The organism is Streptomyces sp. NPDC056835, from assembly GCF_042789485.1.
GTDB lineage: Bacteria > Actinomycetota > Actinomycetes > Streptomycetales > Streptomycetaceae > Streptomyces.
Window position 1 is genome coordinate 89,037 of the sequence record NZ_JBHUBB010000022.1, and the last position, 13,171, is coordinate 102,207.

11 protein-coding genes are annotated in these 13,171 nt (G+C 73.1%); 7 read left to right on the forward strand and 4 right to left on the reverse strand.

Features of this window, described 5'->3' with window-relative positions; genetic code table 11:
* Positions 1 to 31: 31 nt before the first annotated feature.
* Both ACFRMN_RS24630 and ACFRMN_RS24635 read right to left on the reverse strand, forming a co-directional pair.
* Positions 32 to 1,183 carry an NADH-quinone oxidoreductase subunit D gene (locus tag ACFRMN_RS24630; protein WP_383022871.1) on the reverse strand — a complete coding sequence of 384 codons (1,152 nt, stop codon included), beginning with the start codon at positions 1,181 to 1,183 and terminating at the stop codon, positions 32 to 34.
* Positions 1,180 to 2,232 carry an SAM-dependent methyltransferase gene (locus ACFRMN_RS24635; protein WP_383022873.1) on the reverse strand — a complete coding sequence of 351 codons (1,053 nt, stop codon included), beginning with the start codon at positions 2,230 to 2,232 and terminating at the stop codon, positions 1,180 to 1,182. The genes ACFRMN_RS24630 and ACFRMN_RS24635 overlap by 4 nt, the downstream gene beginning before the upstream one ends.
* 168 nt (positions 2,233 to 2,400) lie before the next feature.
* On the opposite strand from ACFRMN_RS24635, the gene ACFRMN_RS24640 reads away from it, so the two are divergent.
* Both ACFRMN_RS24640 and ACFRMN_RS24645 read left to right on the forward strand, forming a co-directional pair.
* Positions 2,401 to 3,603, forward strand: coding sequence for a sensor histidine kinase (locus ACFRMN_RS24640; RefSeq protein ID WP_383022874.1), 1,203 nt, complete (start codon positions 2,401 to 2,403; stop codon positions 3,601 to 3,603).
* A 174-nt stretch (positions 3,604 to 3,777) separates the two neighbouring features.
* Positions 3,778 to 4,446: a response regulator gene (locus ACFRMN_RS24645; RefSeq protein WP_383022875.1), complete on the forward strand. Its 669-nt coding sequence runs from the start codon at positions 3,778 to 3,780 to the stop codon at positions 4,444 to 4,446.
* Between the two features lie 192 nt (positions 4,447 to 4,638).
* On the opposite strand, the gene ACFRMN_RS24650 is transcribed toward ACFRMN_RS24645, so the two are convergent.
* Together ACFRMN_RS24650 and ACFRMN_RS24655 are read right to left on the reverse strand one after the other, a co-directional pair.
* Positions 4,639 to 5,727 carry a DUF5937 family protein gene (locus ACFRMN_RS24650; RefSeq protein WP_383022876.1) on the reverse strand — a complete coding sequence of 363 codons (1,089 nt, stop codon included), beginning with the start codon at positions 5,725 to 5,727 and terminating at the stop codon, positions 4,639 to 4,641.
* A gap of 224 nt (positions 5,728 to 5,951) precedes the next feature.
* Entirely contained in the window at positions 5,952 to 7,187 is a 1,236-nt protein-coding gene (locus tag ACFRMN_RS24655) for a threonine aldolase family protein (protein WP_383022877.1), read from the reverse strand.
* A gap of 133 nt (positions 7,188 to 7,320) precedes the next feature.
* Between ACFRMN_RS24655 and ACFRMN_RS24660 the strand changes: the two genes are divergently transcribed.
* From ACFRMN_RS24660 to ACFRMN_RS24680, 5 genes are all read left to right on the forward strand, one after another.
* A complete protein-coding gene (locus ACFRMN_RS24660) occupies positions 7,321 to 8,274 on the forward strand; it encodes a Rossmann-like and DUF2520 domain-containing protein (RefSeq protein WP_383022879.1) in 954 nt (317 codons plus the stop codon).
* Positions 8,275 to 8,410: 136 nt separating this feature from the next.
* The gene (panC, locus tag ACFRMN_RS24665) at positions 8,411 to 9,430 is read left to right on the forward strand and encodes a pantoate--beta-alanine ligase (protein ID WP_383022881.1); all 1,020 of its coding nucleotides are present in this window, start codon (positions 8,411 to 8,413) and stop codon (positions 9,428 to 9,430) included.
* A complete protein-coding gene (locus ACFRMN_RS24670; protein ID WP_383022883.1) occupies positions 9,427 to 11,265 on the forward strand; it encodes an L-aspartate oxidase in 1,839 nt (612 codons plus the stop codon). Before panC ends, ACFRMN_RS24670 begins: the two co-directional genes overlap by 4 nt.
* 2 nt (positions 11,266 to 11,267) lie before the next feature.
* Entirely contained in the window at positions 11,268 to 12,314 is a 1,047-nt protein-coding gene (gene nadC, locus ACFRMN_RS24675) for a carboxylating nicotinate-nucleotide diphosphorylase (protein ID WP_383022884.1), read from the forward strand.
* The gene (locus ACFRMN_RS24680) at positions 12,314 to 13,111 is read left to right on the forward strand and encodes a type III pantothenate kinase (RefSeq protein WP_383022886.1); all 798 of its coding nucleotides are present in this window, start codon (positions 12,314 to 12,316) and stop codon (positions 13,109 to 13,111) included. Before nadC ends, ACFRMN_RS24680 begins: the two co-directional genes overlap by 1 nt.
* Positions 13,112 to 13,171: the final 60 nt, after the last annotated feature.

Here is a 13,171-nt window from a genome sequence, read left to right on the forward strand (position 1 = left end):
ACGGACCGCCCGAACGGCCGCCCGGAACGCGTTACTTGTCGATGTCGCCGACGACGAAGAACAGCGAGCCCAGGATCGCCACCATGTCGGCGACCTGCGTCCCGGGCAGCAGTTCGGTCAGCGCCTGGATGTTGTTGAACGAGGCCGAGCGCAGCTTCAGCCGGTACGGCGTCTTCTCGCCCTTCGACACCAGGTAGTAGCCGTTGATGCCGAGGGGGTTCTCGGTCCACGCGTACGTATGCCCCTCGGGCGCCTTCAGCACCTTGGGCAGCCGCTGGTTGATCGGTCCGGGCGGCAGCTCCGCGATCCGGTCCAGACAGGCGTCCGCCAGGGCCAGCGCGTTGTGCGCCTGCTCCAGCAGGCATTCGAACCGCGCCAGGCAGTCGCCCTCCTCGCGGGTCACGACCCTGAGCGTGTCGCGCAGTTCGCCGTACGCGAGGTACGGCTCGTCGCGGCGCAGGTCGAAGTCGACCCCCGAGGCGCGGGCGATCGGCCCGGACACCCCGTACGCGTGGACCGTCTCCCGCGTCAGCACCCCGACCCCGCGGGTACGGCCCCGGAAGATCTCGTTGCCGAGAACCAGCCGGTCGTACACGTCCATCCGCGAGCGCACCGACGCGATCGCCGACCTGGCGCGCCCCTGCCAGCCCGCGGGAAGGTCCTCCTTGAGACCGCCGACCCGGTTGAACATGTAGTGCATCCGGCCGCCGGAGATCTCCTCCATCACGCCCTGAAGCTCCTCGCGCTCCCGGAACGCGTAGAACACCGGGGTGATACCGCCCAGTTCCAGGGGGTACGAGCCGAGGAACATCAGATGGTTGAGCACTCGGTTCAGCTCGGCGAGCAGCGTTCTGGTCCATACGGCGCGCTCGGGCACCTCCATGCCGAGCATCCGCTCGACGGCCATCACCACGCCCAGCTCGTTGGAGAACGCCGAGAGCCAGTCGTGGCGGTTGGCGAGGACCAGGACCTGCCGGTAGTCGCGCGCCTCGAAAAGCTTCTCCGCGCCCCGGTGCATATAGCCGATGACCGGCTCGGCCTGCTGGATCACCTCGCCGTCGAGCACGAGACGGAGCCGGAGCACCCCGTGGGTGGAGGGGTGCTGCGGGCCGATATTGAGCACCATGTCCGTGCTCTCCGCCGCGCCGCCGATACCGACCGTCGTCCGGGTGGTCTCCGTCATGGGCGACAGTCTCTCAGAGCGTCGGTCGTGCCTCCGATGGCGTCTCCGGTGGCGCCTTCGGTGGCGCCTCCGGTCGTGCCTCCGAGGCCGACGGGCTGCATGAGCCAGCCGAAGTCCCCGAGACCGCCCCGGGCCGTCAGCTCCGCCGCCTCCCCGGCCGCCGCGAGCGCCCGTACGTACGCCGCCGGATCCGTGGTGGCGAGGGACAGCGGCGGCCGTTCGCCGCTCACCCCCAGCCGGTGCAGGGCCTCGCGCTGGCCCAGCAGTTCCGCGCCGGGCAGGGCGCAGGCGTCCAGCGCCACATGGGCGGTGAGATCGCAGCCGCCGTCCGGTACGGGGGGCACCTCCCGGCCCGCCCGGAAGCCGGTCAGGGTGCCGAACGGCGGCCGGGCGTCCCGTACATGCGCGTAGTCGACCGCGACCGCGAGCCCCCGCTCCAGGGTGGCGACGGCCGCCGCCCACGCCTCGTCGCGCGGCCGGCCGATCTCCGCGCGGGTGCCGGGGCCGGCCGGCGGCCACCAGCGGGCGAGCCATTCGGCGTCGGGTCCTTCGACCGGATCGCCCGGCTCCTCGGAGCCGTCCGGCCGGACGAGGACGTACCGTACGACCCCGTCGGGGCCGGTCTCGGCGATGTCGACGGGGACGTTGTCCAGCCACTCGTTCGCGAAGAGCAGCCCGCTGACCCCGGGCGGCGGCTCCGTACACCACTCGATACGGGGGTCCAGGCCGGCGGGGCGAGGGGCGCGTTCGACGGCGTACGGCCGCACCCCGAGCCCGTCAGGGACCGCCGCCAGGACTTCGGAAAGCAGCTCGCCGCGGCCCGCGCCGATGTCGACGAGCGCCACCTCGTCCGTGTCCAGCCGCTCGGCGGTCCGGACCAGCAGCCGGGCGACCGCGGCGGCGAAGAGCGGGGAGGCGTGGACCGACGTACGGAAGTGCCCGGCCGGTCCCTCGGGGCGCAGATAGAAGCCCCCCGGTCCGTACAGCGCGCGCTCGGCGGCCGTACGCCACCGGAGCGGTCCGGCGTCGCAGCGCAGGCCGTCGGTCACCCCTCGCGCCGTACCCGGAACCCCTCGCCCCGTACCCGGAACCCCGCGCGACTTACACGTCTCATCCGTCACGGTGTCAAGTCTCCACCTTGGGGAGTACGCTTCCGCCGACCGGATCGGCCCTCGGGCTGACCCGCCCCCCTTGTCCGTCTCACTACGCTGGGTTACGTGCAGCGCTTCTACGACTTTCTCCGCGGACACCCGACGGGCGTCGACAGCTTCTGGGCTGTCCTGTTCTTCGGGCCTTCCCTGTTGTGGGTGGTTCAGGAGAACGACGGCGTCGGCACCAGGCTGGTCGCCATCCCGCTGGTCCTGCTGCTGAGTCTGTCCGTCGCGCTGCGCCGTCGCGCGCCCGAGAAGGTGCTGCTGCTCGTGCTGGGCCTGGGCCTCGCGCAGCTCGCCCTGGATGTGCGGCCCAACCCGGCGGACTTGGCGATGCTGGTGATCATCTACACCGTCGCCGCGCAGGGCGGGCCGCGCTGGGCCTCGCGTCTCGCGCTGATCGGCGGACTGCTCGCCACCCCCTTGGCGCAGGTGCGCTGGCCCAATGAGAACACCGACGGCACCTGGGGCCTGGTCTTCGTCGCCATCGTCATCAGCCTGCCGTTCGTCCTCGCCTGGGTGCTTGGCGACTCCGTCCGTACCCGCCGCGCCTACCTCGACCAGCTGGAGGAGCGCGCCACCCGGCTGGAGAAGGAGCGCGAGGCGCAGGCCAAGGTGGCGGTCGCCGCCGAGCGGGCCAGGATCGCCCGTGAGCTGCACGATGTCGTCGCGCACAACGTCTCGGTGATGGTGGTCCAGGCGGACGGCGCCGCCTATGTGCTGGACGCCGCGCCCGACCAGGCCAAACAGGCCCTGGAGACCATTTCGAGCACCGGCAGACAAGCGCTCGCAGAGATGCGCAGACTGCTGGGCGTGCTGCGGACCGGTGACGCCAAGGAGGGCGGCGAGTACGTACCGCAGCCCGATGTCGGACAGATAGAGGAGCTGGTCGAGAACGTGCGGGGCGCCGGGCTGACCGTGGACTTCCGGATAGAGGGCACCCCGCGACCGCTGCCCAGCGGGGTGGAGCTGACCGCGTACCGCATCGTGCAGGAAGCCCTCACCAACAGCCGCAAGCACGGCGGACCCGATGTGGGCGCCAGCGTGCGTCTGGTCTACTTCGACGACGGGCTCGGGCTGCTCGTCGAGGACGACGGGCGGGGCGCCGCCCACGAGCTGTACGAGGACGGCGGGGCCGACGGGCGCGGCCATGGGCTCATCGGCATGCGGGAGCGGGTCGGTATGGTCGGCGGCACACTGGACGCCGGGCCGCGCCCCGGCGGCGGCTTCCGGATCAGCGCGCTGCTGCCGCTGAAACCCGCGCACTGAACAGCGCAACAGCGCACTGAACGGCGCACTGAACAGGCGAACAGCCGAACAGCCGAACAGGCACTGACCAGCGCACCGAACAGGGCACGGAGCCGGGCGCCGGGGGCGTACCGGCTACCGGACCACTCCCCGCTATCCGCGCCCACTCCCTCCTACCGGACAAGGACCCCGCAGATGTCGATCCGCGTCATGCTCGTCGACGACCAGGTGCTGCTGCGCACCGGATTCCGTATGGTGCTGGCCGCGCAGCCCGACATGGAGGTCGTCGCGGAGGCCGGGGACGGCGCGGAGGCGATCGAGAATCTTCGCTCCGCCGCCGTGGACGTCGTCCTGATGGACGTCCGTATGCCCCGGCTGGACGGCGTCGAGGCGACCCGCCGGATCTGCGCGGAGCCCGACGCCCCGAAGGTGCTCATCCTGACCACCTTCGACCTGGACGAGTACGCGTTCTCCGGGCTCAAGGCCGGGGCGAGCGGATTCATGCTGAAGGACGTGCCGCCGGGCGAACTGCTGAGCGCGATCCGCTCGGTGCACAGCGGTGACGCCGTCGTCGCCCCGTCCACCACCCGGCGGCTGCTGGACCGCTTCTCGCCGATGCTGCCCAGCGCGAGCAAGCCGCGGCACAAGGAACTCGACCGGCTGACCGAGCGCGAGCGCGAGGTCATGCTGCTGGTCGCGCAGGGGCTGTCGAACGGGGAGATCGCCGGCCGGCTGGTGCTCTCCGAGGCGACGGTGAAGACGCATGTAGGCCGGATCCTCACCAAGCTCGGACTGCGCGACCGGGTACAGGTGGTCGTCCTCGCCTACGAGACGGGAATGGTGCGGGCCGGGGGCGCCGGCTGACCGAGCGCGGCTGGGGGCGCGGCGGGTTGCGGCGGGTCGCGGCGGGAGAGCTTCGCCGTGGCGAAACAGGACCCCTGCCTGGAGGCGCCGGCGGACGCGCGGTTCGCCGAGCACATCCGTACGGACCGGCTGACCGTCCCTCAGGTCGCGGAGAAGGTCGTGTCCTTCCGGGTTTCCGGGGGCGGCGTGCCGTCAGCGCAGCACCCCCTCCAGGAAGTCGCTCCCGAGCCGGGCCACCACGGCGACATCCAGCTGATGCAGCACATAGCGCCCGCGCCGCTGGGTCGTCAGCAGCCCCGCCTTCCGCAGCACCGCCAGATGCCGGGAGACCTCGGGTGCGGTGATCCCGTACGTATCGGCCAGCTCGCCCGTCGAGTACGAGCCGCGGGCCAGGCTCCGGCAGAGCCGCATCCGCATGGGGTGGGCGACCGCCTCCAGACGCAGCTTGACCGTGTCGACGGGCGTGGTGTCGGCCAGCTCCCGCGTGGAGAGCGGGTACTGCACGACCGGCTGCCAGCCGGGCGTGTGCAGCGCCACCACATGGGGCCAGCCGAAGGCGGTGGGCAGGAACGTCAGCCCCCGTCCCGTCGCGGTCGTACAGCCGTGGGACAGCTTGTCCACCACCATCCTCGTACGGAGCCCGTCCTCCTCCAGCGTGACGGCGGCGGAGACCGCGGCGACGGCCTCCGCGAGGCCCTTGCGGCGCAGCACCTCGGTCTTGTGCCGGGCGTCGGCGGCGAGCTGGACCCGCACGCGCCGCCAGGTGTCCGCGAAGAACACCTCCTCGCAGTCCTCAAGCAGCCGCCGTATCCAGGCCCTGACCCCGGGAGGATCGGCCAGCATCTGCCGTACGAAAGCGGCTTGGCGCGGACCGCGGGCCGCCGCCAGCTCCAGCGCGCGCTGCCGCACGCCCGCGTCGACGAGCGGCGAGGGCAGACCCTCGCCGTACTGGCTGGCGCAGGAGATCTCCAGCGCCGCCGCCACATACTTCTCGTCGTCCAGCAGATCGAGGTCGTCCAGCTCCTCCGCGAGCGTGTCCCGGGGGGCGGCGGGCAGCAGGATGTCCGCGCGGGTCGACCGCCACAGGAAGTCCGCCTCATGCAGCCGGTCGGCCAGTTCGGGCTTGAGCGTGGCGGAGGTGGTGGTGATCCAGCCGTGCAGCCGGGCGTGGTGGGCGGGCTCGGAGAGCGCGTGCAGGGCGGCACCCAGCTCCGCCAGCGGGGACGGGCCGAAGGTGATCCGCTCCCGGGGCAGGCCGGTGATGTCGATGAACACGCTCATGGAGCCATGGTGCACGCTGCCACTGACAGCCGGTCCGTCGATTGACGGCCCGCGTCAAATGGGCCGCCCGAGCGGGTTCGGGCGGCCGGGAGCCGTCGTGCCGCTGCCCGGCGGCTCCCGGTGCCCCGTCAGCCCGTCAGCTCGTCAGCCCGACAGCCCGACAGCCCGACAGCCCGACAGCCCGACAGCCCGACAGCCCGACAGCCCGTTTGACCGTCAGCCCCTCAGGACCGCGCCTCCAGCACCCGGGTCACGAACTCCTCGACCGCCGCCCGTACCTCCTCCGCCGTCCACTCCAGCCCCGGCTCCGCCACCGTGACCTCCGTGAGGGAGAGACCACGGAGGCCGCCGGGCGGCTCCGACCAGACCCGGAACAGCGCCGTCTTCGTCTCCTCCGCCTGCCGCACCGCCGCCTCGTTCAGCACGTCCGGTGTGTACGGCAGCCACACCTGGAACTGATGGGTGTGCGGCGGCTCCGGGTGTACGCGGAACCACGGGACCGCGGACGCCGCGAAGCCCTCGGCCAGCGCCGCCGCCACCACGCGCGCGTGCTCCACGTACGAGGGCAGCTTCGGCAGTTCGCGCTCCAGGCCCAGGAGGGCCGTCAGCGCCGCCGGGTACTGCTGGAAGACCTGGCCCCCATAGCGGTGCCGCCAGATCCGCGCCTCCTCCACCAGCTCCGGGGGACCGGCGAGCACCGCACCCGACAGCCCGTGGAGCGACTTGTAGAAGGACACGTACACGCTGTCCGCGAGCCCCGCGATCTCGGACAGGGGGCGCCCGAAGTGCGACGCGCACTCCCACAGCCGCGCGCCGTCGACATGGACCACCGCGTCCCGCTCCCGCGCCGCGTCCACGGTCGCCACCAGCTCGTCCCAGGACGGCAGGACGAACCCCGCGTCACGCAGCGGCAGTTCCAGCATCAGCGTGCCGAAGGGCTCGGCCAGGTCCTGGATCTCTCCGGCGGTCGGCAGCCGCGGCTCCTTGGTCGGATGGACCGTACGCAGCCCGCTGACCACCGACAGCGCACCTGCCTCGTGCACCTCGGGGTGGGCGAGCGGATGCACCGCCACCGTGCTGTTGCCCGTACGCCCCGCCCAGCAGCGCAGCGCCACCTGCTGCGCCATCGTGCCCGTCGGGAAGAAGACCGCGGCCGGGAAGCCGAGCAGCGCGGCCACCCGGCGCTCCACCTCCGCGACGATCCCGTCGCCGTACAGGTCCGGCTGTTCGCCCACGTCGTACACGGACCCCGCGTCCGCCGCCAGGGCGGTCAGCCGTTCACTCATCGGCCGGTCCATCGGCGCCCGGAGCATCACCCGCTCCGACGCCCGCCACGCGGCCAGCCTGCGCCGCCGCGCGGCCTGTGCGGTCTTCTCGCCGTCCTTCTCGCCGTCCGGCCCGGCCTCATGGGCCCGATCGGCCCGATCGGCTCCACCGGCCTGCTCACTTGTCTCTCCCATGGACCGATCATTGCTCACCCGCGGCCCCCTGCCCACAGCCTGTGGACAGTCAAGTGACGGGGTACGAGGCTGGCGTAGCATGGCGAGAAATCGTCCGGTACCCACCGCGGACTGGAACGGAAGGCCCCACCGCGTGAACCCAACAGCACAGGAACCCTCCGATCCCCGTGACCGCCCCGCGCGGCTCACGGTCGGTGTCGTCGGAGCGGGCCGTGTCGGCCCTGCCCTGGCCGCGTCCCTCCGGCTCGCCGGGCACCGTCCGGTCGCCGTTTCCGGCGTATCGGACGCCTCGGTACGGAGGGCGGCGGCGCTGCTGCCCGACATCCCGATCGTCACCCCCGCCGAAGTCCTCGCCCGCGCCGATCTGGTGCTGCTGACCGTTCCCGACGACGCCCTGCCCGGACTGGTCGACGGGCTCGCCGAGACCGGTGCCGTACGGCCGGGACAGCTGCTCGTGCACACCTCGGGGCGGTACGGCGCCAAGGTGCTCGACCCGGCCCTGCGCGCCGGCGCACTGCCGCTCGCCCTCCACCCCGCGATGACCTTCACCGGCACCTCGGTGGATGTCCAGCGGCTGGCCGGCTGCTCCTTCGGCGTCACCGCTCCCGAGGAACTGCGACTGGCGGCCGAGGCGCTGGTCATCGAGATGGGCGGCGAGCCCGAGTGGGTCGCGGAGGAGTCGCGTCCGCTCTACCACGCGGCCCTCGCCCTGGGCGCGAACCACCTGGTCACGCTGGTCGCCCAGTCGATGGAGCTGCTGCGCACCGCCGGGGTCGAGGCGCCCGACCGGATGCTCGGCCCGCTGCTCGGCGCCGCGCTGGACAACGCGCTGCGCTCCGGGGACGCCGCGCTCACCGGGCCCGTCGCGCGCGGGGACGCGGGTACGGTCGCCGCGCATGTCGCCGAGCTGCGCGCGCACGCGCCCGGCGCCGTGGCGGGGTATCTCGCGATGGCCCGTACGACCGCGGACCGGGCGCTGGCGCACGGTCTGCTCAAGCCCGAGCTCGCGGAGGACCTTCTCGATGTCCTCGCCGACGGCGATGCCCTCGGGGACGTCCGCGGGGACGGCGCCGGGGGCACCCGATGATCACGCGTACGCATCCTGACGACGCGTGTCTCGAAGAGGACCGCACGCGCCTCGTGAGGAGGACCGCGAGCAGGACCGCGCACGGGACCGCGAAGAGGACCGCGCACGCGCATCCTGGAGACGTGGAGACCATCCGATGAGCCTCGAACTCGCCCCCACGCGCGCGGACCTCGACCGCCTCCTGGAGAGGCGCGCGGCACCCGGCCGGATCGCGGTGGTGATGACCATGGGCGCGCTCCACGACGGGCACGCGAGCCTCGTACGGGCCGCCCGCGCCCATGCCGGACCCGACGGGTTCGTCGTGGTCACCGTCTTCGTCAACCCGCTCCAGTTCGGCGCCGGCGAGGACCTGGAGCGCTACCCCCGCACGCTCGAAGCCGATCTGAAGACCGCGGCGGAGGCGGGCGCCGACGCCGTCTTCGCGCCGTCCGCCGACGAGGTCTACCCCGGCGGCGCCCCCCAGGTCACGATCACCGCGGGCCCCATGGGCGCGCGTCTGGAAGGCTCCTCGCGCCCCGGACACTTCGACGGCATGCTGACGGTCGTCGCCAAACTGCTCCACCTCACCCGGGCCGACACCGCCTTCTTCGGCCAGAAGGACGCCCAGCAGCTCGCCCTGGTGCGCCGGATGGCCCGCGATCTGAACTTCCCGGCCGAGATCGTCGGCGTACCGACGGTCCGTTCCGACGACGGTCTCGCGCTCTCCAGCCGCAACCGCTATCTGTCCGTCCCCGAGCGCCGCACCGCCCTCGCGCTGTCCCGGGCCCTGTTCGCCGCCCGCGACCGGCTCGGCGCCCAGCAGGCGCTGCGCGCCCGCGCCGAGTACGCGCCCACGCCCGGCGCGCGGGCCGCCGCGCTCTCCGCCCTCGGCGAGGCCCGGCTCGCGGCCGACGCCCACGCGGTGGCCGCCGCGGGCAGCGCCGGCGAGGACTGGAACGGGGCGGACGGCGTACGGGCGGCGGCCCGCGCCGTCCTCGACCAGGCGGCCAGGACCGTACCGCCGCTGACCCTCGACTATCTCGCCCTTGTCGACCCCGCCGACTTCACCGAGGTGTCCGACGACCACACCGGCGAGGCGGTCCTCGCCGTCGCCGCGCGCGTCGGTGCCACGCGGCTGATCGACAACATCCCGCTGACCTTCGGAGCCTCACAGTGACCGGAACCGGTATACGGCTGACCGCCCCCGCACCCGGCTGGGCCATCGACGCCGATGTCGTCGTGGTCGGCTCCGGCGTCGCCGGTCTCACCGCCGCCCTGCGCTGCACCGCCGCCGGGCTCCGTACGGTCGTCGTCACCAAGGCCCGGCTCGACGACGGCTCCACGCGCTGGGCACAGGGCGGCATCGCCGCGGCGCTCGGCGAGGGCGACACCCCCGAACAGCATCTGGCGGACACCCTCGTCGCGGGCGCGGGCCTGTGCGACGAGGAGGCGGTCCGGGCCCTCGTCACCGAGGGCCCGGCGGCCGTACGGCGGCTGATCGGCACCGGCGCGCACTTCGACACCTCCGCCACCGGCGAGCTCCAGCTCACCCGCGAGGGCGGCCACCACCGCCGCCGTATCGCCCACGCGGGCGGCGACGCGACCGGCGCGGAGATCTCCCGCGCCCTGGTGGAAGCCGTCCGCGACGCCGCGCTCCGTACGGTCGAGAACGCGCTGGTCCTGGACCTGCTGACGGACGAGCACGGCCATACGTCGGGCGTCACCCTCCATGTGATGGGCGAGGGCCAGCACGACGGCGTCGGCGCGGTCCGCGCCCCCGCGGTGATCCTGGCCACCGGCGGTATGGGGCAGGTCTTCTCGGCGACGACCAACCCCGCCGTCTCCACCGGCGACGGCGTGGCGCTGGCGCTGCGGGCGGGCGCGGAGGTCTCCGACCTGGAGTTCGTCCAGTTCCACCCGACGGTGCTCTTCCTCGGCACCGGAGCCGAGGGCCAGCAGCCGCTGGTCTCGGAGGCGGTACGGGGCGAGGGAGCCCATCTCGTCGACGCCGACGGCGTCCGTTTCATGCTCGGACAGCACGAACTGGCGGAGCTGGCCCCGCGCGACATCGTCGCCAAGGCGATCATGCGCCGGATGCTGGAACAGGGCGCCGAGCACATGTATCTGGACGCCAGGCACTTCGGCGCCGCGATGTGGGAGACCCGCTTCCCCACCATCCTGGCGGCCTGCCGGGCGCACGGCATCGACCCGGTAACGGAGCCCATCCCGGTGGCGCCCGCCGCCCACTACGCGTCGGGCGGAGTCCGTACGGATCTGCGCGGGCGGACGACCGTACCGGGGCTGTACGCGTGCGGCGAGGTCGCCTGCACGGGCGTCCACGGCGCGAACCGGCTGGCCTCCAACTCCCTCCTGGAGGGGCTGGTCTTCGCGGAACGGATAGCGGCGGACATCGCGGCGGCCGAAACGGCGGCCGAAACGGCTGACATCGCGGCGGACAGCGTGGCGGACAGTCCGACAGCATCGCGCCGCGCGGCGACGCCCGAGCCCGCCGCCCTCCCGGCCGAACCGGCCGGCACCGTCCCGCTGCCGCTGATCGCCCCCGAGGCCCGCGCCGGAATCCAGCGGATCATGTCCGAGGGCGCGGGCGTGCTGAGATCCGCCGGCAGCCTGGGCACCGCCGCCGCGGCCCTGGAGACCGTGTACGAGCAGGCCCAGGACCACGACGGCCCCGGAAAGGCCGCCGTTCCCGGCGTCGAGTCCTGGGAGACGTCGAATCTGCTCTGTGTGGCCCGCGTCCTGGTCGCCGCCGCCCTGGAGCGCGAGGAGACCCGCGGCTGCCACTGGCGCGAGGACCGCCCGGAGCGCGACGACGCCGACTGGGCCCGCCACCTCGTCATCACCCTGACGCCCGACCGCCGGCCGGTACTGCGCCGCACGGCCACGGCCGCGTTCCCGCCCGTGGACCCCGGCCCCGCGGACCCCGCCCCGGTGTCCCATGCCGCATCCAGCCCCGCAACCCCACCCCCCGCCGACGCCCCCAGGGAGCCGTAACCGTGAGCACGCCCGAAGACAGTCCGCGCCCCGAGCCCGTGGACGTACCGCTCATCCAGATCGGCGCCCCGGCCGCGGCGCAGGCCCCGGGAGGCGGCTGCGGCGACGGCTGCGGCTGTTCCGCGGGCGAGGACGGCTACGGACCCGACGACCTGGAGTGCGCCCTCGATCCCGCCCTCGCCCAACTGCTCGCCGACGCGGGTCTGGACCCCGTCCAGGTCGAGGACATCGCGCATGTCGCCGTCGCGGAGGACCTTGACCACGGCGTGGACGTGACGACCGTCGCGACCGTCCCCGAGGACGCCGTCGCCACCGGCGACTTCACCGCGCGCGAGGGCGGTACGGTCGCGGGCCTGCACATCGCCGAGGCCGTGCTCTCCCTCGTCTGCACGGAGGAGTTCGCCGTCGAGCGCCATGCCGCCGACGGCGACCGCGTCGAGGCCGGCCAGAAACTCCTGAGCGTCACCACCCGCACCCGCGATCTGCTCACCGCCGAGCGCAGCGCGCTCAACCTGCTGTGCAGGCTCTCCGGTATCGCGACCGCCACGCGCGCGTGGGCCGACGTGCTCGAAGGCACCGGCGCCAAGGTCCGCGACACCCGCAAGACCACTCCCGGGCTGCGCGCCCTGGAGAAGTACGCGGTGCGCTGCGGCGGCGGGGTCAACCACCGGATGTCGCTCTCCGACGCGGCCCTGGTGAAGGACAACCACGTCGTCGCGGCGGGCGGGGTCGCCGAGGCGTTCAAGGCCGTACGGGACCGGTTCCCCGACGTACCGATCGAGGTCGAGGTCGACACCCTCCACCAGGTCCGCGAAGTCCTGGACGCGGGCGCCGATCTGATCCTGCTGGACAACTTCACCCCGTCCGAGACGGCGGAGGCCGTGGGTATCGTCGCGGGCCGCGCGGTCCTGGAGTCCTCGGGCCGGCTCGTCCTCGGCAACGCGCGCGCCTACGCGGAGACGGGCGTCGACTTCCTCGCGGTCGGGGCGCTCACCCACTCCTCCCCGATCCTCGACATCGGCCTCGACCTGCGAGAGGCCGGCGCCTGATGCTGCTCACCATCGACGTCGGCAACACCCATACCGTCCTCGGTCTGTTCGACGGTGAGGAGATCGTCGAGCACTGGCGCATCTCCACCGACGCGCGCCGCACCGCCGACGAACTCGCCGTGCTCCTCCAGGGACTGATGGGGACGCACCCGCTGCTCGGCGACGAACTGGGCGACGGCATCGAGGGGATCGCGATCTGCTCGACGGTCCCGTCCGTCCTGCACGAACTGCGCGAGGTGACCCGCCGCTACTACGGCGACGTCCCCGCCGTCCTCGTCGAGCCCGGCATCAAGACGGGCGTGCCGATCCTGATGGACAACCCCAAGGAGGTCGGCGCGGACCGCATCATCAACGCGGTCGCGGCGGTCGAGCTGTACGGCGGCCCGGCGATCGTCGTCGACTTCGGTACGGCGACGACCTTCGACGCGGTCAGCGTGCGAGGTGAGTACGCGGGCGGCGTCATCGCCCCCGGCATCGAGATCTCGGTCGAGGCGCTTGGCGTCAAGGGCGCCCAGCTCCGCAAGATCGAGCTGGCCCGGCCGCGCAGCGTGATCGGCAAGAACACCGTCGAGGCGATGCAGGCGGGCATCCTGTACGGCTTCGCCGGCCAGGTCGACGGAGTGGTGGCGCGGATGGCGCGCGAGCTGGCCGAGGACCCCGAGGAGGTCACGGTGATCGCGACCGGCGGCCTGGCCCCCATGGTGCTCGGCGAGGCGTCCGTGATCGACGAGCACGAGCCCTGGCTCACCCTGATCGGCCTGCGCCTGGTGTACGAGCGCAACGTCTCGCGTATGTGAGCGCGCGGGGACCGGCCCGGGCCGGGCGGTGAGGAGCGCGGGCGGGCGGCAGGGGCGTAC